Here is a 24,511-nt window from a genome sequence, read left to right as displayed (position 1 = left end):
AGCCTCTTCTAAATGATTCCACTTGGGTCCGGGGGTGATCTTGGAAGCACTGGCATTCTACCTGCGCCTCGTGCACTCCCTGAGGGGGGATCTGCTGGTCTGTGCCGCACTCCTCTTTTTTGGAGGCCTTTTGTGTTCCCCCCTGGTGGTGGAGAAACAGATCAGGCCGCTGCTGGTCTATCCAAGGTGGCTGTGGCGCCGAATCCAGGGGTGGGTTCATCCGGGGACGCCTTTCTTGAAGATGGTGGCGCTGATCTTTCTTCTCAACGCCGCCTCCCTTCTTGTGAACATAGTCTCGGGGATGTCCGGCGTCCTCCCCTTCTTGTTCGGGTTTCTTATCGGACTGAATGTGGGGGTGATCGTCGTGGAAGAGACAGGCACGTGGAGTCTCCTGGGCCTTGTCCTCAACCCGGTGGCCCTTTTGGAGTTTCCTGCCACGTGGATCAGCCTTTCTGAGGGAATGGAGCTGGGGCTGTCTGTGCTCGGTCGCTTCTCCTTCTCAGGATCCCTTGCGGTGCTGGACAAAGGTCTGACCGTGTATCTGGCCCTCATCCTGCCTCTCCTGCTGGTTGCCGCCTTCACAGAAGTGGCCCTCATCAAATGGGGCGCGAGGGTTGGAGGGAAGGGGAGAGGAACAGGGCCCTCCGGGGGGACCGGCGTTCTGCGCGGCCCCTGAAATCTTTCGCCTTCAACGGCCCGGTCTCATGTCGCTTGATGTCACGGAAGTCCCTCTCTTTGATTTCCACTTGCATCGGATTTGGTTTGAGGCTAGACTGAAATTGGGAGGTCAATCACGGGAGAAAGGAGGGATCGGGGACGAGATAGTTTTGAATGTTTTTGAAAAGAAAGGAGGATTCGGCATGAGAAGGTCTCGATTGGTTTTGTTCATTGCTGTTTTTGTTCTCGGCCTTGCCGTGACCGGTGCGCAGGCGGTCACTGAAATCCAGTGGTGGCATGCTCACGGGGGGCGGCTGGGGGAGAAGGTCAATGCCATTGCCGCGGGTTTCAATAGCCTGCAGAGCAAGTACCGGGTGGTACCGACATACAAGGGGAGCTATCCTGATACCATGACTGCCGGTATTGCGGCGTTCCGCTCAAAGAATCCGCCTCATATCCTTCAGGTCTTTGAGGTGGGGACGGCGACCATGATGGCGGCCAGGGGGGCCATCAAACCGGTTTATGAGGTAATGGCGGAATCGGGAGTGCCGTTTGACCCCAATGCCTATCTTTCCACGGTGATCAGCTACTACACCACACCCGACGGCAGGATGTTGTCCATGCCCTTCAACAGTTCGACCCCTGTCCTGTACTACAACAAAGATGCCTTCAGGAAGGCGGGCCTCGATCCGAACAAGCCGCCCAAGACATGGCCCGAGGTGGCCGAGTACGCGAGGAAACTGGTCAAGGCGGGCTACTCTGCCGGCTTCTCAACCGCGTGGATCTCCTGGATCCACCTCGAGAACTTCAGCGCATGGCACAATGTGCCGTTCGGAACCAAACAAAACGGTTTTGGTGGATTGGATACGGAGTTTGTCTTCAACGGACCCCTGCAGGTGAGGCATATCCAGCAACTGGCCGACTGGCAGAAGGAAAAGATATTCGTTTACGGTGGGCGGCGAAACCTTGGCAACGCCAAGTTCTCCTCCGAAGAAGTGGCCATGTACACGGAATCTTCAGCCGGGTATGCAGGTTTCAAGAAGACCTGCAAGTTCGAGTTCGGAACGAGCATGCTCCCCTATTGGCCGGATGTGCCCGGAGCTCCTCAGAACACGATTATCGGCGGCGCGAGCCTCTGGGTGATGGCCGGGCATCCCGCCGAGGATTACAGGGGTGTGGCAACCTTTTTCGGCTATCTCTCCTCACCTTCTGTCCAGGCCGACTGGCATCAGTTTACCGGATACCTGCCGATTACGACTGACGCCTACTACCTGACAAAGGGGCAGGGATTCTACGAGAAGAATCCGGGGATGGAAACCGCATTGAAGCAGATGACCCTCCACAAACCGACCGAAAACTCCAGAGGCCTGCGGTTCGGCAACTACGTGCAGGAGCGCAGCATCATCTACGGTGAGCTGGAAGCCATCTTTGCCGGAAAGAAGAGCGCGCAGGAGGGGTTGGACGACGCGGTGGCTGCCGGGAACAAGCTACTGCGCAAGTTTGAAAGAGCCCACAAATAGCTGCCATGGGGCGGAACCGGACCCATCCACCGCCGTGGCCGGGTCCGGCCGCCCTCTTCAGAGTCCATCGGTCTCTTATGGAAAAACGGGTTGTCTTCAGACACAGGTTTCTTCCCTATCTCCTGGTTGCGCCCCAGATCATCATCACCCTCATATTCTTCATCTGGCCGGCTTCCCAGGCGATCTACCAGTCTGTCCTGCAGCAAGACCCTTTCGGTCTTTCCTCGGCCTTTGTCGGGCTGGCGAACTTCCAGCAGATCTTCACCGACGAGATCTACCTGCACTCCATCTACGTGACGGTGGTCTTCAGTTTCTCGGTTGCGGCAATCGCCATGTCGGTTGCCCTGGTTCTCGCTGCAATGGCGGATCGGGTCATTCGGGGAGCCACCACGTACAAGACCCTGATTATCTGGCCCTATGCGGTTGCTCCCGTCGTAGCCGCGGTGCTGTGGTACTTTCTCTTCAACCCGACAGTGGGGATCGTTGCCTTCTATCTTAAGACCCTCGGATACGACTGGAACCACACCCTGAACGGGGGGCAGGCGTTGTTCCTGGTTGTCATCGCAGCCGCCTGGCGTGAGATCGCCTACAATTTTCTCTTCTTCCTGGCCGGGCTTCAGGCCGTTCCGAGGTCCTTCATCGAGGCGGCGGCCATCGACGGTGCTTCGCCGCTGAAGCGATTCTGGACGATCTCCTTCCCCTTGCTGTCGCCTACGTTCTTCTTCTTGATAGTAATGAACATCGTGTATGCCTTCTTCGACACCTTCGGTGTGATCCATGCCATCACCGAAGGAGGGCCGAACGACGCCACAAACATCATGGTCTACAAGGTCTATCACGACGGGTTTCTGAGTTTGGATCTCGGAGGGTCCGCGGCTCAGTCGGTTATTCTGATGATCGTCGTCATCTCTCTCACGGTTGTTCAGTTTCGCTATATCGAGCGGAAAGTGCACTACTAGAGGAGCCGTTGATGGTTGAACATCGTCCCTGGCTTACCTTTCTGACCCACGCGGTGCTGGTTCTGGGCATGTTGATTCTCGCCTTCCCCATCTACGTCACCTTTGTCGCTTCGACGCACACCCTGGGGGAGATAACGACGTCCTTTCCCCTTCTGCCGGGAAAGCATCTGATCGAGAATTACATCCGGGCCCTGACTCTGGGAACGACCGAGGTGGGGGCTACTGTGGGCAGGATGATGCTCAACAGCCTGATCATGGCCCTGGGAATCACCTTCGGGAAGATTGCCATCTCCCTGCTTGCCGCCTATGCCATCGTCTATTTCAGGTTCCGCTTCCGCATGTTCTTTTTCTGGATGATTTTTATTACCCTGATGCTGCCTGTGGAGGTTCGTATTCTACCGACCTACAAGGTTGCGGCCGATCTCAAGATGCTCGATTCTTACTCGGGGTTGATCCTCCCTCTCATCGCCTCGGCTACGGCCACTTTTCTGTTTCGCCAGTTCTTCATGACGGTGCCCGATGAGCTCTGCGAGGCGGTGAGAATCGACGGGGGCGGCCCTATCCGTTTCTTCTTCGATATCCTGTTGCCCATGTCACGCACCTCGATTGCGGCTCTATTCGTGATCCTCTTTATCTACGGTTGGAATCAGTATCTCTGGCCTCTGCTGATCACCACGAACGAGGGTTACTACACGGTTCTGATCGGCATCAAGCGGATGCTCGACGTTGGGGAGGGGCAGGCGGAATGGCACATCATCATGGCCTCTTCCATGCTGGCGATGATCCCGCCGGTGCTCGTCGTCATCTTCATGCAGAAGCAGTTTGTTCGAGGCATGACCGAAACCGAGAAATAGGGGTACGGCTATGGCCGATGTCAGTCTCAGGGATGTGTACAAGAAGTTCGGGAAGACCGAGGTTATCCATGGAATAAGCTGCGAGATCAGGGACGGCGAGTTTATCGTGATCCTGGGTCCCTCTGGCTGTGGCAAATCGACCGTGCTCCGCATGGTTGCGGGACTTGAAGTGATTACCAGCGGCGAGATTGCCATCGATGGAAAGGTGGTCAACCGCCTGGAACCCGCCGACAGGGATATCGCCATGGTATTCCAGAACTATGCCCTCTATCCCCATATGACGGTCTACAAGAACATGGCCTACGGCCTCAGGATACGGGGCATGCCCAAACCCGAGATCGAAAGAAGGGTCCGCGATGCCGCAAGGATCCTGGAGCTGACCGACTTCCTGGACAGGAAGCCGAGACAGCTCTCGGGGGGGCAACGGCAGCGTGTTGCCATGGGCAGGTGTATTGTACGGGAGCCCAAGGTCTTTCTTTTTGACGAACCCCTCAGCAACCTCGACGCCAAGCTGCGAGTCCAGATGCGACTTGAAATCCGGAGGCTTCACGAGGACCTGAAGATCACCAGTATCTACGTCACCCATGACCAGGTGGAGGCGATGACCCTGGGTGACCGCCTCGTGGTGATGAAGGACGGTGTGGTTGAACAGATCGGTACGCCCCTGGAGATCTATCAACGGCCAAGGACCATTTTTGTCGCCGGTTTCATCGGCTCACCCTCCATGAACTTTCTTCCGGCACGGCTGGATAGTCGAGGAAGAGGGATCGAGCTCTCTGGAGGGGAGACCCTGCCCCTTCCGGATGAAAGCCTCTCTGCCCGGGGAGGCAGGCAGGTGACCCTCGGCATCCGGCCCGAGCATCTGGTCGTGACGGAGGAGAGCTCGGCCCAGGTCCATCTGAAGGTCGACATGATTGAGGCACTCGGGGCCGACACGGTTGTCCACGGGCATCTGGGGGAGGATCGACGCCTTGTTACGGTTCGCGTGCCGGGTGTCATGAAGGTCGCAACGGCCGAAACCCTGCCCCTCAGGTGTGACCCGGAGCGATTGCACCTGTTTGACCCTGAAAGCGGGGCTCGTCTGGGCTCCACCTGAGTTCAGGCTTCAACGGCCCGGCGATCTCCGGGGAAGTACTGTTTGGTCGTCTCAACGGGCAAGAAGCCTGCCCTCGCTGTACTGCTTTGCTTGCCGGACCTTTTGTGAGAAATAGGCTCTTACATGGATTTTCTCGCCGTTCTGAAAGAGAAGCCGCTGGTCGCGGCCCTTAGGGACCTCGGTAATCCACCTTTCCCCGAGTTCCCGAACGTGGGGGTGTTGTTCCTTCTCGGGGGTACGATATTCGACATCCCCAGAATCGTCGATGAGGCCAGGCGCCTCAACAGGCTCGTTTTTGTCGATATAGACCTCATAAAGGGAATCGGCAAGGACAGCTCCGGGGTGCGTTATCTTGCCAGAGAGAGCCGGGCGGACGGCATCATCACCACCAAGAGCAACCTCGTTGCCGCTGCCAGGAAGGAAGGCCTGTCTACCGTTCAGCGGATCTTTGTCCTCGATTCGGAATCCCTGGCAGGAGGCCTGAACGTGGTGGTGAACTCGAGACCCGATGCAGTCGAGATCCTGCCGGGTTTGATCGTGCCCAAGATCATGAACGCGATCCGGGCGAGAACATCCACCCCGGTCATCGCCGGCGGGTTGATAACGGAAGAGCGTGAGGTGGAAGAGATCCTTGCTTCAGGGGCTGTGGCGATATCGACCACGAGCTACCACCTGCTGTGACCTTCCAGGTGTTCCGGTCTCCTCCTGTCAGGGCAGGCTCTTGGGCAAGGCGGAGGAATGATACCGCCGGCAAATGGTCTGGGTCGGACCAAGTGAAGATAGAGAGCGCATAGGGTGAAGGCGGCCACTTGACAAAGCCCTTCGCGTCTTGTTATATCTTTACAGGACAGAGACAAAAGAGAGAGTCCTGATAGGAGGCGCACCGGGTTTTGGGGCGCAGGACTATCAGGATTTTTTTGTGCCGACAGAGGGAATCCGAGATGGTGCTCGAAGCCGACGTCATCGTTATCGGAGGTGGATCAACAGGTACCGGTATCGCCCGGGACCTCGGCCTCAGGGGATTGAGCTGCCTGGTTCTTGAGAAGAGCGACCTTGCCAGTGGGGCCACGGGGGCCTGCCAGGGACTCCTTCACAGCGGCTGCCGCTACGTGGTTTCCGACCCCCCGTCTGCAAAGGAGTGTTACCAGGAGAACAGGATCCTGAGGGAAATAGCCGCAAGCTGCGTCGAGGAGACAGAGGGTCTTTTCGTCTCCCTCCCCGAGGATGGATTGGAATACCAGGAGCGGTTTATCTCGGCCTGCGGCGCCGTGGGCATACCGGTGGAGCGACTCTCCCCTGAGGAGGCTCTTGCCCTCGAGCCGAGTCTCTCGGGCGAGTTGATCGGTGCTGTAAGGGTTCCTGACGGTTCGATCAATCCCTTCACCCTCGCGGCGGAAAACGCCAGGGCGGCTCAAATTCACGGCGGGACGATCATTACCCATGCGAGGGTGGATAGCCTGCTTGCCGAGGGAGGAAGGGTGAGGGGTGTCCGGGGCACCCATGTCAGGACAGGAGAGGTCTTCGAAGCCTTTTCCGGATTCGTCATCAATGCCGCGGGTGCCTGGGCCGGCCAGGTGGTCCGCAGCCTCGGACTTTCGATTCCCCTTGTCTACTCAAAGGGAAGCATCCTGGTAACGAGCAGGCGGCTGACAGAGACCGTGGTCAACAGGTGCCGGCCCCCCTCGGATGGAGACATAATCGTCCCGAACGAGACCACGGGTCTGATCGGCACCACGTCGATCCAGGTGGAAGACCTGGATCGGCTCACAGTCGAGCCCGATGAGGTCAGACTCCTGCTGGAGGAGACCGCCAGGATGATTCCCTCTGTGGGCTTGGCGAGGCTCATCCGGGCCTATGCCGGGGTGCGTCCCCTTTTCATGCAGGCTGGCGTGAAGAACGATCGACAGGTGAGCAGGGGATTTGTCGTCATCGACCATGAAGAGGAGCAAGGGGTCCGGGGACTTCTGAGCATCGTCGGCGGCAAGATGGCCACCTACAGGCTGATGGCCGAGAAGGCCGTGGATGCGGCCTGCGAGAAACTCGGCGTTACCGCCTCCTGTGCGACCCACCTCGAACCCCTCCCGGGTTCCAGGAAGCACGGTTTTGTCAGCCTGGCGGAGCGGTTGAGAAAGACCTCCCCGGAAGAAAGAAAGGATCCGGGGAAGGATCTGATTCTCTGCGAGTGCGAGCTTGTCACCCGGAGAGAGATAGAGAAGGCGGTGATCGAGGACGGGGCCTCTGATTTGAACGATATTCGGATGCTGACGCGCATGGGGACCGGTCCCTGCCAGGGGGCCTTCTGCGCGTACAGGAGCCTCGGCACTCTGCTGGAGGCGGGCGGGGCCGGGGAAGGGTTTCCGGATGAGATGTTGAAGGATTTCTTGGAGCGTCGGTGGAAGGGTGTGAGGCCCGTGGTGGAGGGCGACCAACTCAGGGAGGAGCAGGTGGCCGAAGAAATCTACATCGGGATATTCGGCCTTGAGAAGAAGGGGCCGGCGAGACTTTCGGGGAGGTAGGATGAAACACGATGTCATTGTAATCGGCGCCGGACTTTCCGGGCTCATGGCCGCAAAGACAGCGGCCGATTGCGGCCTCAGGACGCTGATACTGGCAAAGGGCATGGGAATGATCCATGTCTCCCCGGGTGGGATAGACCTGCTCGGGTACTACCCTGAGGAGAGCATGGAGATCGAGGAGGACCCATTTTCCGCTCTCGGCCGGTTGATAGAGGAGAGGCCGGATCATCCCTACTCAAAGGTAGGCCTGGAGGATCTGGAGCATGCCCTGGCCTCATTGTCCGCCCTCTTTTCCTCCGGGGGCTACCGTTACACCGGCGAAGGGCGAAAAAACACGGTGCTTCCGACCGGTATCGGCTCTGCGAGACCCTCATACCTGGTTCCCTCCACCATGGTCGGAGGAAAGGGCGTTTTTTCCGAGCCGACCCTGCTCGTGGGATTCCACGAATTTGCCGGTTTCTATCCTGCCTATGCTGCGCGGAACTTGCGCAACTCCGGAGGGGAGGGCGGCGGCGGCCCGGAGGTGAGGAGCGGGTATGTTGAGGTCGCAGACATCGGGGGCCGGAACAGCTTCAAGGGTTCTTCGCTGGCTCTCCAGTTCGATGTGGGGGCCTTCAGGGAAGCGGTGGCCGAAAGAGTCCGGGGGATAATGGAAGGGGAGAGGCTCGTCGGCTTTCCGGCCGTGTTGGGCCTCCGTGATCCACAGGGAGTGAAGCTCGACCTCGAGGCACGGATAGGCTCAGAGGTTTTTGAACTCTCTGTCCTTCCCCCGTCGATCCCTGGAATGAGGTTGTTTGACGCCTTCCAGCGGGCCCTCAGGGCAAAGGGGGTGAAGATGATCCAGGGTGTCGAGGTGGTCTCGGCGGTTCGGAAAGGCCGTCATTGCCGGGGGGTTGTGGTCAAGACCCCCTCAGGCCAGCAGAGGGTCCATGAGGCGGATTCTTTTGTTCTCGCCACCGGAAGGTTTTTCGGAGGCGGACTCAGGGCGGAGCACGATCGGATCGTGGAACCCATATTCGACCTGCCGGTCGTGCAGCCGGAGGGAAGAGCCGAGTGGTTCTCCGATGACTTTTTCGCAAAGGAAGGCCATCCCATCAACAGGGCCGGCATCAAGACGAACGACCGGCTCAACCCCGTTGACGGGAAAGGCGGGCCGGTGCTTGAGAATCTCTTCTTGGCCGGTTCAATACTTGGACATCACGACCCTGCCAGGGAGAAATCCGGAAGCGGGGTGGCGGTGGGTACGGGTTACAAGGCTGTCCAGAATCTGGTGGAAAAATGAAACAGAAGACCCCGGTGGCGGATAGAAGCGACCAGTGTATTAAGTGTGGGATATGTACGGAGTACTGTCCCGTTGCCCGAGTAACAGGGGATTTTCTCGGTTCCAAACAGGCCGGCCCCGATGCCCAGCGGTTTCGACGCCCTCAGGATCGATCCGCGGATCCCTGGGTGAGCCTCTGCATCGGCTGCGGCAAGTGCGATCTTGTCTGTCCGGCCGGGGTCAACGTCTCCGACCTCACCCTCATGGCAAAGGCCAAGCTGGCCGGAGAGAAGGGATTCAGCCCGAGAGACTGGCTGCTGGGCCACACCCATCTTTTCGGTTCGGCTGCCGTGTCCTTGGCTTCCCTTACCAATATGGTGCTCAGGAGCCGTCTTTTCAGGGGAGTTTCCGATCGCCTCCTTGCCATAGACCGGAGGAGGCCGCTGCCCGGCTATGAAAAGGAGACCTTTCGCGGGTGGTTCAGGAGCCACAGGTCCAAGGGGCAGAGGAAAGTGGCCTATTTCTATGGATGCTACGCCAACACAAACGAGATCGATGTGGCGATTGCAGTGGTAGAGGTTCTTGAGAAAAACGGCTTCGAGGTCGTCCTCCCCTACCAGGAGTGCTGCGGCATGCCCTCTCTGGGACAGGGGGACCTCGAATCGGCGAGGGCCCTGGGCGAGAGAAACGTCCGTTCCTTGGCCAGGGTGGTCGATGAGGGATACGACATCGTTTTCAGTTCGGCCACATGCGGCCACATGATTCGTTCCGAATACCCGGAGTTTTTCAGAATCGAGGGAGCCCAACGGGTGGCCGAAAGGATCTTCGACGTATCCGAGTACCTGCTGATGCTTCACGAAAGGGGAGAACTCAATACGGACTTCGAGCCCTTGAAGGACCGGCTGCCCTACCATGCGCCCTGCCATTTGAGATCGTTGGGAATCGGCCTTCCTGCCATAGACCTGCTCCAACTGATCCCGGGTCTGGAGCTGGTGGACATCGATGCAGGCTGTTGCGGCCTCGGCGGTACCTATGGATTCAAGAAGGAGACGTACGACATCTCCGTGGCTATCGGCCAGAATCTCGTAAGGGCCCTTGAAGAGTTCGGATCGAGCGTGGTTGTTTCGGACTGCGAGGGGTGCAGGATGCAGATCAGGCACCTTACAGGGCTCGATGCGGTCCATCCCCTGCAGATCCTGAGAGACGCCTATAGGCGGGGTAGAGCATGACAAGACCTGTTGCAATCCCTCAGGGAAACGCCTACAATGGGGATACACAGTCTCAAGGAGGCGCTTCATGCTCAAGAAGCTGACCCAAAAGCTCTTTGGCGGCGGCCCCTCTCCCCGGTCTTCGGATGGGTTTTTCTTAAAGGTCCGTTGTGCGGCCTGCGGAGAGATATTCAATCTCTTCATCAACAAGTCGACCGACCTCGCGCAGGATTTCGGTGAGGACGGAAGCGTCACCTACTTCTTGAACAAGGAGATAATCGGGGGGCGCTGCAAGAATGCGATCCAGGTGCGAATGAGATTCGACGGGGACAGGAACCTCAAGTCCAAAGAGATAGAAAATGGAGAGTTCGTCGAGGACTAACGGTCCTACGGCAATGATCGAACCGTGGGTCGAGGCCGTGGAAGTGGCGATCGGGGAGCTCAGGGCGTGGCCGAAAAACGAGATTCATATCTTCCACCACAACGACGCCGACGGCCTCTGCTCGGGGGCGATACTCACCAGGGCCTTTGAAAGAGACGGATACCGGGTCCATCGTCTCTGCCTGGAGAAGCCTTATCCGGAGGTCCTCGAAAGGCTCTTTGAGGAGGACGGGCAGATCTTCGTTTTCGCAGACTTCGCCGGGAGAATCGCCCCGATGCTCTCCGGGTTGAACAGGGGGAGGAATCTCACCCTGATTCTCGATCACCATGCGGCCCGGGAGGCGACCGATCCCAGGGTCCATAATCTCGATCCTGATCTTTTCGGTCTCAAGGGAGACAGGGACATTTCGGCCTCCACCACGTGCTATCTCTTTGCCGGGAGCCTCGATCCGGCCAACCGGGACATGGCCGATCTCGCGGCCCTGGGGGCCGTAGGGGATGAGTTCTTCGTGGAGGGGAGGCTTGTGAGCGAGAACAGGGCGGCAGCCATGGAGGCGGTCCGCCAGGGGAGGCTCGAGATCCAGGAGGCGGAGAGAGGAGAAAGGTATATTCTCAGGACATCCCGGGGTGAGCTGCCGTGCGACCGGTTTGCGGCCTATCTGGACGTCCTGGGAGGGGTCGGATACTACAGGGGAGGGCCGGAAGTAGCTGTCAGGGTTTGTCTCGATGGTTTTTCGGAAGAGTCTGACAGGATGGCCGGCGAGCTGGAGGCCACAAGGACCCGCGCCTTCGAATCAGAGATTGCAAGACTCAAGGCCGGAGCCCTCAGGTATTCTCCCCACATTCAATGGTTTCACGTGGAGAACCGCTTTTCCCCCATGGGGGTGAAGACGATCGGGGCCTTCTGCGATGCCATCAAGAATGCGGACTGGATAGATCCCGGGCGTTACGTTGCAGGCTTTCAGGCCATTCCCGACGAAATCCCGGGTTTCGGCCCCGTGGCCTTGGATCAGGTGAAGATCTCCATGCGGGTGCCGGCCTATCTGGAAGGTGAGATCAGGCGAGAGAGGGCAATGGGACTCGACCGGCTCCTTCCGGATGCGACCGACAGGCTCGGCGGGTTCTCAGACGCCTGCCACAGCCTGACTGCTGCTACGACGGTGGCCAAGGGCAAAGAAGAGAGCCTCATCGAGGAGATGGAAAGGATTCTTGAGACACACTCGTCGAGTCCGGGAGGATGATGCAATGGGGAGAGGAACGGGTTACGGCAAGACGATTCTGATCGGTGATCAGTTCGTGCTGGAGGGAGTTCCGGCCATCGTCTCCTCTATCCCCTTCGAGACCGTTGCCAGGGTGGAAAGGACCGGAGGCAGCGGCTGGGTGCTTGAGGACAATCGGATCGAGGTGCCGGGATACAAGGATAGCAAGAAGGAGCAGCAGGCGAGATCGATCAACAGGATTCTCGAGGTGATGGGGATCGACGCCGCAAAGACCCCTATCAAGATCACCTTTGAAGGCACCCTCTTGGCCGGAAGCGGGGTCGGTGCCAGTGCTGCCAGTTGTGTCTCCCTGGCAAGAGCCCTGAACGACGAGTTCGGGCTCGGTCTTTCGATCGACGAGATAAACCAGGTGGCCTGGGAAGGGGAGTTCGCCTATCACGGAGTGCCTAGCGGTGTGGACAACACGGCCTCCTGCTATGGGGGCCTCATGCTGTTTCAGCTTAGAGACGGCCGAAAGACCGTGGAAAAAATCGAGGTCAAGGAGCCCATCGAGGTGGTCCTGGGAAACAGCGGTGTTTCGGCGAACACGGCGGCCCTCGACGATCTCGTCAACAGGGAGAAAGAGAGGGACCCCGAGCTTTTTGCCTCGAGGCTCGGGACCATCACGGAACAGGCCCTCGAGGTGAGGAGGTGTCTCGAGTCTGGCGACCTGGAACGGGTCGGCAGGATCATGACCGACAACCACGGGATCCTGATCGACATGGGGCTTTCCCACGAAAAGCTCGTCTACCTGTGCGATCTGGCTCTCCGAGAGGGGGCTTTTGGAGCGAAACTCACGGGCGGCGGGATGGGAGGATACATGGTGGCCCTCACACCTGGCAGGGAGCTCCAGGAGAGGGTGGCCTCGGCCATCGAGAGCGAAGGGTTCGCGGTCATGCGGGCCACTGTGGGTGGAGAGTGACGGTCGATTCGGTGGATGAGAAGGACCACGCACGAGGGATGCACCTGCGTTACACACGGAGGGTTTTGTCTCTCGCACGCACGGCCAGATCGGGTCTGTCCGTTATGATGGCCTCGATCCGGGGGTCTCTTGCGAATCGCTCCATCTTCTTCTCTTCGTTGACGGTCCAGACGTAGACGGGTTTGTTGTTCCTTCTCGCCCTACTCAGAAAGCCGAATCTCAGGAGCTTGAAGTGGGGTACGAGGAAGTCCGCCCTCGCGATCCTGCATCTCTTCATGGGAAAGAATTCAGAAAACCTCGTTTCTATATAGTCGTCCGGCTTTTTCCGGCCCAGTATCAACCCGGTCCTCACCCAGGGGAAGTCGTCCTTTATCCTTCTTACCGAGGAATCGTTGAAGGAGGTGACGACGAACCCGTCTTCACCGAAACGGCTGCGGACGAGCTCGATGAGCTGGTCTTCGTATCCCTCCTCCTTGATCTCCACGTCCATCCCGATCCTTCCCCTTGCAAAGTCGAGCACCTCTTCCAATCTGGGCACATGGACGTGTCTTGCCCGGAGGTCTTCCTCGATCTCCCCGTATGTGAGTCCGCTGACGGGTTTGCCGTGGACGAACCGGTCGTGATGGGCTATAAGGATACCATCTTTCGTCCTTCTCACATCGAACTCGATCATGTCGGCCCCGGCGCGGAGGGCCTCCTCGAATGATTCGAGGGTATTGTCTTCTGCATAGGCAGAAGCCCCCCGGTGGGCTATGATAATCGGTCTTTGGAAGTTCAAAGCGTCTTCAAATCGAGGTAGACAATCACCGATACTGATCAAAGCGGCAACCCGTATGAATATCAGACCGCTGCCAGGACCGGAACGGATTCAGCGGCGATGATTCTTCTATCGGCGGTAACCAGGATCAGGTCGTACACAAACGCAGTGGCTGCCAGAAATCGGTCAGCGGGGTCCTGGTGGGGAAGATTAACAAAACGGGCTTGAATCGCTACTTCCCTGTTGATGGCTGCCTCCCTGAGAGGAATCTTTTGAAAAATATCACGTACTGATCTTTCAATGTCTGAGGTGAAGGAAATATGCCCTTTTTCGGCCAACAAGAGAATCTCCCATACGCTGATTGGAGAAAACCAGAGTTCATTTGATGCGCTTTCCAGCTCCTCTGCGAGCTTTTGGGGGAGTCGCTCAGGCTCAGCGGCACTCCAGAGAATAATGTGCGTATCAAGGAGCAGCCTCGATCTTTCAATGCCTCCCACTCTTTTTCATCCAATGGGGGAGATATGATATCACCTGTAATCTTGATACTATCCCTCATACAGCCCAGCCATCGATCAGGTTGAGGAGGAGGTGGAGGCGGTGTTACCAGCGCGACGGGCTCGCCTTTGCGCGTCACCAGGATTGATTTCCCGGTCTTCTTGACGTTGTCCAAAAGGCGCAGGCAGGTGGCCTTGAACTTTGAAATTGGTATTGTCTCCTGCATCTTGGGATCCGTTTTTCATTGACGGTTCTGCCTTAATCATACTATAGCCAATGACCATGGTCAAACGGACCACCGCCGTGTTACTAGGTAAGCGTCACCGAAAGATGCAGGTTATGCTCTCTCTAGGAATCTCCCGGCCTATGCAGAGCCTTCCCGCCTGAAGTGGACTCGAGCTTCGAAACTCGGTCTCATCGCGCCGGCCGGTCCACAAATCTCCTCGCGTTCACTGCACCGGGATTTCTCAATGCCGACTAAATAGGTGTGGACATGTTTCTCGGATGGGAGTAGAAAAGAGGGGACGGCGAGAAAAGCAAGGGGCAGATACTTGGTGTGATTGTTCCCTTTGCTGGAAAAGAAAGGATGAGACCATGAAGTTACGACCCTTTGAGTTATCAGGACCGAGCTACAGGGGCGCACTCCACGTTCACACCACCTTTTCAGACGGGCGGCTCAGTCCGGAGGAATGTTGCGACCGCTACAGGGCGTTGGGCTTCGATTTTCTCTTCATAACCGACCATGACGTGTGGAACGACCATTCCTCCCTGTCTAGTCCGGGGTTCGCGGTCTTCAATTCCGTCGAGGTCTCCGGCTCGGGTGGCCGTGAACACGTGCTTGCCCTCGGGGTCCGGGGAGCCGGAGAGACGGGGGATACCCAGAGGGTGATCGACTGGACAAACGCACAGGGAGGGGTGCCTGTTCTCTGCCATCCTCACTGGACGCGCATGTCCCTGCGCCGGGCCCTGGAGCTCGGCGATTACCCCCTTATCGAGATCTGGAACGGCACCAGTGAAAGGGAGCTCTCGGCGGACAACGTCCATTTCTGGGACCTTCTCCTCCAGGAAGGGAGGAGGGTCTACGGGGTGGCCGACGATGACTGCCACAGGATCCAGGACTACGGGCGTGGGTTCGTGCAGGTCTGGGCGGACGAGTTGAGCGAAGGAGCTATCTTGAAGGCCTTGAGAGAGGGGCGGTTCTATTCGACGAGCGGGCCGAGGATCGAGGTGATCCGGGCGGGAGAAGACAGTCTCTACGTCAAGGCGCAAGAGCCGATGCAGCGTATGGCCCTTTTCGGCGATGGGGGGTATGTCGGGCGAAAGGAGACCTTGCCGGGTGAGATGCCGACGGTTTCGGAGTACGAGGTGACAATTCCCGGGGAGATCCGATCCTATGCACGGGTCGCAGTGGAGGATCGGTCGCTCCGGCGAGCCTGGACCCAGCCCGTCTGGTAGCCCAAGGGGTCAAATCTCGTTTTGAGTCTTACTGCCTAATCAGACAACCGCGCTCATGCCCTCCTAAAACCAACCTGGAGCCAGCAAGGAGACAGGAGCATACAAAGCGAAGTATTCGATCTTCAAAGAGAAGCTCTCCAAAAGACTCAAGTCGAGACTTGAGCCCAAATCTATGAAGATGAAAACCCGCGTACAACTCCAAAAACCCTTTATACTCGCGGGGTTGACTTTTCTGAGATTTGTACTATAATTATACAAAAATACTGTACTACTTTTGGACAGGACTATGGAAACCGTAAAGATCCGCACGAAACACAGTATTACGATCCCGAAATCAATCCGGGAGAAATATCCCTTTCCCCTCGAAGTGGGCGACCGGGTCATGGTGTCGCTGCACGGGAACGAGATCATCATCAAACCCGTCAAGGAGATCCCGGCTGACCAGGCGTGGTTCTGGACAAAACCCTGGCAGGAAAGAATCAAAGAGGCTGAGGAAGACGTGAAGGCCGGTCGATACAAGGAATTCGACTCAGCAGATGAGCTTATAAAGGAACTTGACGAAGAGTGAAGATCTACCGGTCTGACAGGTTCAAGAAGAGTTACGGGAAGCTTCCAGATAGGGTCAGAAACAGGTTTCACAAACAGATTCTTTTATTCATTGAAAACCAAAAACACCGTTCTCTAAGAACCCGCCGCATTGTCAATACGCCTTACCGGGAATTCAGAGTGGACCTCCGGTACCGGGTGATCTTCAGACCTTATGAGGATGGTTTCATGCTTCTCGATATCGGCCCGCATGATATCGTGGATGCCTGGGGCCGGAGGGGGCGGTCTGTCCCAGATTGAGTAACCTGGAACTTGCTGGAACTCGTGGAACTTGGAACTTGGGGTCAGGTCTTGAATTATCAGTTCACCATGAACGTTGATTTAAGAGGTGCTGACCTGAAATTGCCGTGGAAGTGGTTTTGCGTGTTGAGCCTTAGCCGGAATGCGACAAGCCCTGGCAGGGGAAAAAAGCAAAGGAGGCCCAACCCCATGAAGAGAGTACGAAGTTTAGAGGTTACGAATTGAACACCGCCTGGAACCGAAGATACAAATTGTGGCATATAGATATAGGTGTTAGTGGCTCTGCGACGGGAACATTAGGGGAGCGGGGTCAAGCCTAGTCTTGAGTCTTTTGGAGGGCTTCTCTTTGAAGATCAAATACTTCGCTCTGTATAGACCTGTCTTCTTGGTGGCTGCAGGTTGGTTCTAGGAGGGGATGAGGGCGGTTGTTTGATTAGGGAGTAAGACTCAAAACGAGACTTGACCCCTTGTTTCCTGGTTGGGATTTTTTTCTTGACAGGTCGCTGGTTGGGATTTTTTTCTTGACAGGTCGGTTTCTTTTTGCTAAAAAAGCGCCGGTTGCTGTTTGGTCATTGTTGCCGTTTTTTCACATGCTGTGATGGGCCGAATCATGAAAGAACGCCGAAAACATCGCCGGTTTTCTGCATCGCACCATGTGAGCTTCAGCTACAACGGCCGGACGAGGACAAGCAATACTGTAGACCTTAGCCTGGGAGGGGTCAGGATTGAGACAGTGTTTCCCGTAAAGGTGGGCGAGGTCATCCAGGTCTCCATTGTGATCGGGGGGAACACGATCTCCCCTGTCGGGAGGGTCGTCCATGGGCGGGAGCGCCTCGATCTGCGATACGATGCCGGTTTCTACTTCGAGGCCCTCGGGCAGGAGGAGCGGGACTACCTTTTGAGTTATCTCGCGAGGCTTTCACGCCCTTGAGCCCGGTCCATCACCCTTTCTCCGACTTGGGTCCGTCTCGAGCATCCGTGGGTCAGCACCGAGCGCCTCTGAAAGGCTGTCTCTCTCTCCCGCTGCGTTTCTTTTCTGCCCGGAATTTCCTTTGTTTTCAATCAGAGACTCCTGACTCGTGTCTCAGCGCTCCCGTAACCTCGCTCGGGGACAAGTCTGGTTGTTCAAGAGTGATGAGGCTCCACCTGCCCGCCCTGTTGACATTCCGGGAAAAAAGCTGGACAAAGACAGAAGGACTCTGTACGCTTTGACGTGGAGAAGTGAGGGTGCCGGAGCGCCGCAAGAAGATTCTCATTTGTGACGACAACCTGGATTTCCTGAGGGTCACGGCTGAGATGCTCAGGGTCCACGGCTATGAGCCTCTTGCCGCAAAGACCGGGAAGCAGGCCCTGGAGAAGGCCGCAAGGTTCGGTCCGGATCTTGTACTGCTCGACTACCGTTTGCCCGATACAGACGGTGCTGCAGTGCTCGGTGAGCTGAGGAGAGTCCATGATGCGATCCCGGTGATCGTGATGACGGGCTTCGGCCATGAAAAACTGGCCGCCCGCGTGATCAAGCTCGGTGCGATGGACTACCTGGCCAAACCCTTCAAGAGCGGGGAGCTTCTGAAAAGCATCGAGAACGCCCTGAAGGCCGCCGAAGAGCTGAGAAAAAGGCAGGAGCTCGAGAAATTGGTCTTCTGGGGCAAGCTCTTCCCCCTTGTGGCACACGAGATCAGGACCCCTCTGCACAGCATCGGAGGGGCTTTGACCCTGATCAAGAGCCGCCACCAGGATGACGAGACCACTACACGCGCCCTCCAGATCATTCATGAAGAGATCGTTCGCCTCAACGAGTTCGTAAACCAGTGCCTCGATTTCTCGCGCCGTCCCTCAGGAGAGGGTTTCGATTTCATCGACCTGAACGAGACGGTGGCTTTTTGCGTTCAGTTGATGCAGCCCTTCCTCAGGAGCAGTTCCAAGAAGGTCAGGTTGGAGACTCGACTTGAAAAGTCTCTCCCGCGGGCTTACGTCAATCTCTACGGGATGAAACAGGTACTCATCAACCTGCTGAAGAACGCTGTCGAGGCGGTCCCGAAGGGGGGACGAATCGTTGTGAAGACCCGTTACAAGAAGGAACGGTTTGAAGAGTCGGTGGAGATCGAGGTGACCGACAACGGTGTGGGTGTGCGCGAAGAGGATATCCCGGATCTGTTTACTCCGTTCTTTTCCAGGAAGAGAAGGGGAATAGGTCTGGGATTGGCCATCTGCAGAAAGATCGTCGAAGAAGACCATCACGGCCGGATCCGTATCGAGAGCCAGTTGTCCAAAGGAACGACCGTCACGGTCACCCTGCCTGTGGGCACCGGGAAGAACACGGTTCAGGAGGCTTAGCGAAGTGGTTCTGGAAGGAGAGAGTTCGCGCGGGGCCGAGCCCCCAACCCTGATGGTGGTGGACGACGAACCGAATGCCCTTTTTACGGTTTCGAAGATCCTTGAGGACCATGGCTACCGGGTCGTCCAGGCCCTGGGTGGCCGGCGCGCTCTCAGGAAGCTGAAGAGAAAGCGGTGCAACGTGGTGATAGCGGACGAGAGGATGCCGGACCTCAGCGGCATGGAACTCTTTCGGAGAATAAAGGCGATGGACGAGACCATTCCCGTGATCATCCTCACGGCTTACGGGTCCGTCGACTTTGCGGTCCAGGCGTTGAGGGAGGGGATCTACTACTTCTTTGAAAAGCCGATCTTTTCGAACCTCGAACGGTTCCTGGCCATCATAAAGCAGGCGACAAAGACGGAGGCCTTGGAGAGAGAACTCAACGCACTGAGAAGGGAGAAGTCGGAAGGAATGGAGTTTCCCGGAATCATCGGGAAGAGTCGAAAGATGCGGGAAGTTCTCGAGATGGTCCGAATGGTCGCGCCCACCGACAAAACGGTCTTGATCCAGGGGGAAAGCGGTACGGGTAAGGAACTCATCGCCAGGGCGATCCACAAGCTCAGTCCTCGAAGGGGCAAGCCTATGGTGGCCGTGAGTTGCGGGGCACTCTCCGACGATCTGCTCACGAGCGAACTCTTCGGCCATGTCAAGGGTGCCTTCACCGGGGCTGTCGACGACCAGAAGGGCCGATTCGAAACGGCTCACGGAGGGACTCTCTTCCTCGACGAGATCGCAGAGGTGCCTTTGCAGCTCCAGCGGAGACTGCTCCGGGTGCTGCAGGAGAAAGAGTTCGAGAAGGTAGGAAGCAGCAGGACGATCAAGACAGACGTGCGTATAATCTCTGCAACCCAGACCAATCTGCATGAAGAGGTAACCAAGGGTAATTTCAGGGACGATCTCTATTATCGCCTCAGCGTAGTGCCCATCATGATTCCTCCTCTCAGAGAGAGAACCGACGATATTCCCCTCTTGTTGGGTCACTTTCTTACCAAGCACCAGGAAAGAGGGGAGAGGTACAGGGTCCTTCCCGAGGTCGTCGAGAAGCTGCAGGCCTACCGCTGGCCGGGAAACGTTCGGGAATTGGAGAACGTCGTCCAGCAGATGATGATTTTCTGCCAGAGCCGGACCATCAGGCTCAGGGATCTGCCTCCCCACATCCTGGTAAACCGGAAAGATGCCTCCGAGACAGGCGAGACCATATCGCTTCCACGGCTTGTGAGTGAACTCGAAGAGAGTTACATCCTGCAGGCTCTGAGCAAGACCGACTGGCATCTCGGAGAGACTGCCAGACAACTCGGGATGACCCGCAAGATGCTGGGCGACCGAATCCGCAAATACCAGCTCGACCGCCTGAGAAAACGATAACCGCAGCGTTGAAATCGTTCGATCGGCTTCGCCTTTGGCCCGACTGAACTCGCATGTCTAACAGGGCCAGGCCCGGGCCCTATAGCTCGACTGGTCCCACCCAATCAACACAATCAACCCAATTAACCCAATCAGCCCACTCGACTGACTCGACTCGATTAACTCTCTCGAGTCATTTAACCGATTAACGGAGTCAACCTGGTTGACCCAATAAACAAGGTGGGCTAATCGAACGCTTCGAACATCTCGAACAATCCGAACGACTCGAACAATGCGGGCCACTCCCCTTTGTCCCTTTTGGAAAATCGTGACAACTCCTTGAGATAATTTTGGTTTTCCCCGAAACCCCCGCTGTTTTGGAAGATTCTTTTGACTTTGTTGCAAAAAAATTCCCATTTTTTCTCCCGTGGCTCGGTCTCCTTCGTGGAACGCCGCGGAAGGGCGAGGCTTCAAAGTAAGAACCAGTGCGGGAATCCCGCGATCGGCATGCGTGTGGCCCAGGTTTTGCCTATGTGGGTAATGACTTTCCACTTTTTGTTTTTTCTTTACCTATTTTACACGGGTTTTCTCCATTTGACAGAACCATCTTCCAGGTAGAAGCGGCACGAGACCAACAGGGAAAAGGGGACGATCATGAGAGAGAGTTCGGGTGGTTTGTCAGAAAAAGACGGGTACGGCTTGATCCGCCAGTTTACGGAAGCCCTGCGCTACATGCCCGATTCGCAGAGGACGTGGGATGAGATGCTGGGGATCATGATGGATGTGACCCGCGGGGAGAACTGCTCTTTGATGCTCAAGAGCAACCATGGTGATGGGCTTGTCGTGCGGGCGGCCAAAGGCAGGAAGGACAGGGAACTCCCGGTGAAGGAGAGCCCTTTCAGGAAATACTTTCATCTCAACGGTGGAGTGGCCACGTGGGTACTGAAAACCGGCCACGGGGTCTATCTTTCGGACGCAGAAAAGGATTCCCGATTCGTTCAGATCGAGGAGAGTCCTTTCAGAATCGGCTCCCTCATGTGTTTCCCTGTGAGGGACGGGAACCGGACCGTGGGAATCGTCAACTTGAGCCACGAGGACAGGTCGGCCTTCGGCGAGATCGAGGAGCGGGCGATGAAGATTGTTGCAAATCAGCTCGCGATCGTGCTTGCCACGACGCCTGGGGATTGCGGTTCAGCCGATGAAGTATCCGGCGCCCCAGGGCCAAGCGATCGGGAGCCCTGGGCTTTGCCGGGCAAGAAAGGTCGCCAGGTGGTCATTCCCTGGGCCGGTGGTTACAGGAAGGGAGAGGGCATCTGCTTTCTCTATCAAAACGAAAAGATGGTCAGGATTGTGAAGATGATCGAGCAGGTTGCCGACACCGACGTGACGGTGCTGATCCACGGCGAGAGCGGCGTCGGTAAGGAACCGATCGCCCGGGCCCTCCACTACCGATCCACGAGGAAGAACAAGCCCTTTATCAAGGTCAACTGTGCGGCCCTTCCGGAGGAGCTCCTCGAAAGCGAGCTCTTCGGTTACGAGAGGGGAGCTTTCACCGGGGCATACAACCGGAAACCCGGCAAATTCGAACTCGCCCAGGGAGGGACCATATTTCTCGACGAGATCGCCGAAATCAGCCCCTCGCTTCAGGCCAAGCTGTTGCAGGTTCTTCAGGACGGAGAGTTTGCAAGGCTGGGTGGGAAGAGGGACATTCAGGTGAGTGTCCGGGTCCTGGCTGCCACGAACAAGAACCTCGAGGAGTACGTGAGGGCCGGCCGTTTTCGCGAGGACCTCTACTATCGTCTAAACGTGTTGAACATCCACGTGCCTCCCCTGAGAGAAAGACGGGAAGAGATCCCCCTCCTGGTCCAGTACTTCCTCGACATGTACAACCGGAAATACGGGAAAACAGGCTTAACTCTTTCCCGGGAAACACGCGACCTGCTTCTCCTCCATGAGTGGCCCGGAAACGTGAGAGAGCTCGAAAACATGATCAAGAGGCTGGTCGTGCTCGGAGACGAGGGTGCCATCAAGAAGGAGCTCGGCGGCCGGCCCTTGGCCCTTCAATCCCTTCAGGCAAGGCCTGAAAGAGCCGCACCTCCCGAGCCTGAGCCGGTTTCTCTCAAGGAGATCAGCCGGAGAGCCGCCCTTGAAGCCGAACGGGAAGTGATCGAAAAGACACTGAAAAAGACCCGCTGGAACCGCAAAATGGCGGCAAGGCTCCTCAATATCAGTTACAAGGCGCTTCTGTACAAGATCAAGGAGTGCGGTCTCGATAGCTCACCTACCATGGGCGGTTGAACAGCGCCCCACCACCCTCGAGTTCTTGAGCGTCCCTGGGAACTCGGGGGTGTGAAAAGAATTTCCACTTGTTTCCCAACCAATAGCACTTAGTTCCCCAGAGATACTCTCGGCCATAGTCAAAATACAAGCTCATAGGCGATAACACGTCGAAATTACAGGCAAACTTTTCCTGGTTCCCATGGCACCCGGATTGCTCTAACTCCAGGTGGTACATTGCCCGGTTCATTCAACCAGATCCCAGGGTCGACCATGGTACCCGAGGAGAGATCTTCTACCATTTCCGCGAAAGAGGTGCTCTTCATACCGCCTCCACCAATTCCCGTGGCCTCGGTGGAATCGGATTTCAAGGGCGAAGGCATCAGGTTCAGCTCCGTGACCGAGGACGGAGAGCTTCTGAGCCGTCTCAAGGCTGCCACCCCTTTTCTGCTCGTCTTCGACCTTTCCAGGTGGGACGGCTCTATTTGGACGGTGATGCCTAAAATCGAGGCCTGCCTCGGCCGCTGCAAGGCGATTGTCTTCGGAAAGGACGGCGACCTGGATATGGTGAGCGGGCGGGTGGCCGAAGATGTGGTTTTCTTGCCGGATGTGCTCGATGCAGGGCTCCTGTCCACGGCTCTGGAGAGAATCCTGAGGGGAGGTTGGGATCTTTTCAAGAGAAGGTGCTTTATCAAGACCCCCTATCATCTCCTCTTCTGCCACGGCCCTAAGATGGAAAAGGTGAAGGCCGTTATCGACGAGATCGCCCCGACTGAAATCACACCTCTGATAAGTGGAGAGAGCGGGACGGGCAAGGAACTGGTGGCCCATGCGATCCACTCCAGATCATCGCGCCGCGACAAACCGCTTATCAAGGTGAACTGTGCGGCCGTTCCTGTAAGCGTTCTGGAAGGCGAGCTTTTCGGCCTGGAGAAGGAGGCCTTTTTCGGGGTACCAAGGCAGAAGCCGGGAAAGCTGGAACTCGCCGATGAAGGGACGCTCTTTCTCGATGAAATAGGGGGTCTTGACGCGCCCCTCCAGGCCAAGCTGCTCCGTGTGCTCCGCGACAAGGAGTTCTTCCGGTTGGGCGGCAGCGGAAGCATAGCCGCACATGCACGGCTCCTTGCATGTACGAGCGTCAACCTTCGCACTGCCGTGGAGGCCGGTCGTTTCAGGGAGGATCTCTACAATTGTCTCAGCGTCGTACATATCACACTCCCGCCGCTCAGAGAGCGGAAGGAGGAGATACGCTCCCTGGTTCGCTACTTTGTCAAACTCTACAATTTTCGTTACGGGAGGTCTTACCCCGGACTCTCGGAACAGACACAGGCTCTTTTCCTGAGGTATGACTGGCCTGGAAACATCAGAGAGCTACGAGATATCATAAAGAGGATAGTCGTCTCGGAAGACGAAGAGGCAGTTGTCCGGGAAATGACAATGGGTGGGGCAGATTTCGCGGCCCCTCCCCTTCGGTTAAGGGCTTTTTGCAACGGGGCCGGGAGCCTCAGGGAAATCGGCCGGAGGGCTGCGAAAGAGGCGGAAAAGGGAATCATCCTGGACATGCTGGAACGGACCCATTGGAATCGGCGAAGGACTGCAGCCCTGCTGCAAATAAGCTACAAGGCACTGCTTTACAAGATCAGGGAGTACGGCCTCGACAGGTGAGGCGGCCCCGGGTGAGCAGTAGTGAAGCTCCCCGCGGCAAGCTGCGGGGCACCCGGGCAAAGGCGAGTGGAAGAGACATGGAATTGGAGGATTCGACATGGAGTTGAATCTGCGATGGAGGAGGGGAGGCATGTTTTCGGAGGGGCCTGTCTTTGTCAGGGATGATTTCTTTCAACTCTTGGATCTGGAGATAAAAAGAGCCCGGAGGTACCAGAACCTCTTCGGTCTCCTGAGGTTTGAACTGCTTGACACCGGAGGCACGGATACGGGAGGCCGGCACAAGAGTCTCAGGTCACTGCTCCAGCTTGTAAGGGAAGAGATTCGAGAGACCGATCTGGTGGGACATACAAAGAATAACGAAATCATGATCCTTCTTCCCTATTGCGATTCCATCGGTTCGGAGGTTGTCTACGGCCGCCTCAACAGCCTGGTGAGGGATTTTCACTTCGGTAATGACCAATTGAAGGTCATCTCCGGATATGTCTGCTTTCCCATGGAGGGGACGGACATGGGAGAGATCTTGAACAGGTTGACTGACAAAAGCCGTGACGCTGCGAGCGCCGCAAACTAGTTCCGGTCTTGAGGGGTTGACGGGTTGACTAGGTCAAATCGATTCAAGCAAGGCGAGGTTGGTCGAACAAGCCGAGCGGTCGGGCGTCTCA

23 protein-coding genes and 1 pseudogene are annotated in these 24,511 nt (G+C 57.0%); 21 read left to right on the top strand and 3 right to left on the bottom strand.

What is annotated here, in order from left to right; translation table 11 throughout:
• Positions 1–40: 40 nt before the first annotated feature.
• The 12 genes from JRJ26_13430 to mvk all read left to right on the top strand — a co-directional run bounded on the left by JRJ26_13430 (position 41) and on the right by mvk (position 12,633).
• Positions 41–676: a stage II sporulation protein M gene (locus JRJ26_13430; protein MBW2058488.1), complete on the top strand. Its 636-nt coding sequence runs from the start codon at positions 41–43 to the stop codon at positions 674–676.
• 184 nt (positions 677–860) lie between these two features.
• Positions 861–2,177 (top strand): sn-glycerol-3-phosphate ABC transporter substrate-binding protein UgpB, encoded by a 1,317-nt coding sequence (gene ugpB, locus JRJ26_13425; protein MBW2058487.1) that lies wholly within the window; start codon positions 861–863, stop codon positions 2,175–2,177.
• A 77-nt stretch (positions 2,178–2,254) separates the two neighbouring features.
• Positions 2,255–3,136 (top strand): sn-glycerol-3-phosphate ABC transporter permease UgpA, encoded by an 882-nt coding sequence (ugpA, locus tag JRJ26_13420; protein MBW2058486.1) that lies wholly within the window; start codon positions 2,255–2,257, stop codon positions 3,134–3,136.
• An 11-nt stretch (positions 3,137–3,147) separates the two neighbouring features.
• Positions 3,148–3,990 carry a sn-glycerol-3-phosphate ABC transporter permease UgpE gene (ugpE, locus tag JRJ26_13415; protein MBW2058485.1) on the top strand — a complete coding sequence of 281 codons (843 nt, stop codon included), beginning with the start codon at positions 3,148–3,150 and terminating at the stop codon, positions 3,988–3,990.
• A 10-nt stretch (positions 3,991–4,000) separates the two neighbouring features.
• Positions 4,001–5,086 (top strand): sn-glycerol-3-phosphate import ATP-binding protein UgpC, encoded by a 1,086-nt coding sequence (locus JRJ26_13410; GenBank protein MBW2058484.1) that lies wholly within the window; start codon positions 4,001–4,003, stop codon positions 5,084–5,086.
• A gap of 123 nt (positions 5,087–5,209) precedes the next feature.
• Positions 5,210–5,767 carry a glycerol-3-phosphate responsive antiterminator gene (locus tag JRJ26_13405; protein ID MBW2058483.1) on the top strand — a complete coding sequence of 186 codons (558 nt, stop codon included), beginning with the start codon at positions 5,210–5,212 and terminating at the stop codon, positions 5,765–5,767.
• Between the two features lie 260 nt (positions 5,768–6,027).
• Positions 6,028–7,602, top strand: coding sequence for an anaerobic glycerol-3-phosphate dehydrogenase subunit A (gene glpA, locus JRJ26_13400; GenBank protein ID MBW2058482.1), 1,575 nt, complete (start codon positions 6,028–6,030; stop codon positions 7,600–7,602).
• A gap of 1 nt (position 7,603) precedes the next feature.
• A complete protein-coding gene (gene glpB, locus JRJ26_13395) occupies positions 7,604–8,884 on the top strand; it encodes a glycerol-3-phosphate dehydrogenase subunit GlpB (protein ID MBW2058481.1) in 1,281 nt (426 codons plus the stop codon).
• On the top strand, positions 8,881–10,092 hold the full coding sequence (locus JRJ26_13390; GenBank protein ID MBW2058480.1) for an anaerobic glycerol-3-phosphate dehydrogenase subunit C: 1,212 nt from the start codon (positions 8,881–8,883) through the stop codon (positions 10,090–10,092). Before glpB ends, JRJ26_13390 begins: the two co-directional genes overlap by 4 nt.
• 67 nt (positions 10,093–10,159) lie before the next feature.
• Complete coding sequence (locus JRJ26_13385) at positions 10,160–10,453, top strand: hypothetical protein (protein MBW2058479.1); 294 nt, start codon at positions 10,160–10,162, stop codon at positions 10,451–10,453.
• Positions 10,431–11,693, top strand: a complete 1,263-nt coding sequence (locus tag JRJ26_13380; GenBank protein MBW2058478.1) for a DHH family phosphoesterase — start codon at positions 10,431–10,433, stop codon at positions 11,691–11,693. Before JRJ26_13385 ends, JRJ26_13380 begins: the two co-directional genes overlap by 23 nt.
• A gap of 4 nt (positions 11,694–11,697) precedes the next feature.
• Complete coding sequence (gene mvk / locus JRJ26_13375) at positions 11,698–12,633, top strand: mevalonate kinase (protein MBW2058477.1); 936 nt, start codon at positions 11,698–11,700, stop codon at positions 12,631–12,633.
• A 49-nt stretch (positions 12,634–12,682) separates the two neighbouring features.
• Here mvk and JRJ26_13370 read toward each other — a convergent pair whose 3' ends face one another.
• From JRJ26_13370 to JRJ26_13360, 3 genes and pseudogenes are all read right to left on the bottom strand, one after another.
• On the bottom strand, positions 12,683–13,411 hold the full coding sequence (locus tag JRJ26_13370; protein MBW2058476.1) for a glycerophosphodiester phosphodiesterase: 729 nt from the start codon (positions 13,409–13,411) through the stop codon (positions 12,683–12,685).
• A gap of 62 nt (positions 13,412–13,473) precedes the next feature.
• Complete coding sequence (locus JRJ26_13365) at positions 13,474–13,863, bottom strand: type II toxin-antitoxin system VapC family toxin (protein ID MBW2058475.1); 390 nt, start codon at positions 13,861–13,863, stop codon at positions 13,474–13,476.
• Between the two features lie 8 nt (positions 13,864–13,871).
• Positions 13,872–14,111 (bottom strand): annotated as a pseudogene (locus JRJ26_13360) (type II toxin-antitoxin system Phd/YefM family antitoxin).
• 368 nt (positions 14,112–14,479) lie between these two features.
• Here JRJ26_13360 and JRJ26_13355 point away from each other — a divergent pair.
• From JRJ26_13355 to JRJ26_13315, 9 genes are all read left to right on the top strand, one after another.
• Positions 14,480–15,340, top strand: a complete 861-nt coding sequence (locus JRJ26_13355; GenBank protein MBW2058474.1) for a CehA/McbA family metallohydrolase — start codon at positions 14,480–14,482, stop codon at positions 15,338–15,340.
• Positions 15,341–15,626: 286 nt separating this feature from the next.
• Positions 15,627–15,908, top strand: a complete 282-nt coding sequence (locus tag JRJ26_13350) for an AbrB/MazE/SpoVT family DNA-binding domain-containing protein (protein MBW2058473.1) — start codon at positions 15,627–15,629, stop codon at positions 15,906–15,908.
• On the top strand, positions 15,905–16,186 hold the full coding sequence (locus JRJ26_13345) for a cytotoxin (GenBank protein MBW2058472.1): 282 nt from the start codon (positions 15,905–15,907) through the stop codon (positions 16,184–16,186). The genes JRJ26_13350 and JRJ26_13345 overlap by 4 nt, the downstream gene beginning before the upstream one ends.
• Positions 16,187–16,796: 610 nt before the next feature.
• Positions 16,797–17,117, top strand: coding sequence for a PilZ domain-containing protein (locus JRJ26_13340; GenBank protein MBW2058471.1), 321 nt, complete (start codon positions 16,797–16,799; stop codon positions 17,115–17,117).
• A 296-nt stretch (positions 17,118–17,413) separates the two neighbouring features.
• Positions 17,414–18,520 carry a response regulator gene (locus JRJ26_13335; GenBank protein MBW2058470.1) on the top strand — a complete coding sequence of 369 codons (1,107 nt, stop codon included), beginning with the start codon at positions 17,414–17,416 and terminating at the stop codon, positions 18,518–18,520.
• Between the two features lie 4 nt (positions 18,521–18,524).
• Positions 18,525–19,928: a sigma-54-dependent Fis family transcriptional regulator gene (locus JRJ26_13330; GenBank protein ID MBW2058469.1), complete on the top strand. Its 1,404-nt coding sequence runs from the start codon at positions 18,525–18,527 to the stop codon at positions 19,926–19,928.
• Between the two features lie 633 nt (positions 19,929–20,561).
• Entirely contained in the window at positions 20,562–22,205 is a 1,644-nt protein-coding gene (locus tag JRJ26_13325; protein MBW2058468.1) for a sigma 54-interacting transcriptional regulator, read from the top strand.
• A 216-nt stretch (positions 22,206–22,421) separates the two neighbouring features.
• Entirely contained in the window at positions 22,422–23,849 is a 1,428-nt protein-coding gene (locus JRJ26_13320) for a sigma 54-interacting transcriptional regulator (protein MBW2058467.1), read from the top strand.
• A gap of 130 nt (positions 23,850–23,979) precedes the next feature.
• Positions 23,980–24,420, top strand: coding sequence for a diguanylate cyclase (locus tag JRJ26_13315; protein ID MBW2058466.1), 441 nt, complete (start codon positions 23,980–23,982; stop codon positions 24,418–24,420).
• Positions 24,421–24,511: the final 91 nt, after the last annotated feature.

The organism is Deltaproteobacteria bacterium (assembly GCA_019308905.1).
GTDB lineage: Bacteria > Desulfobacterota > BSN033 > WVXP01 > WVXP01 > JAFDHF01.
The sequence above is the reverse complement of the archived record's forward strand: the minus strand, read 5'-3'. Positions and strand labels throughout refer to the sequence as shown.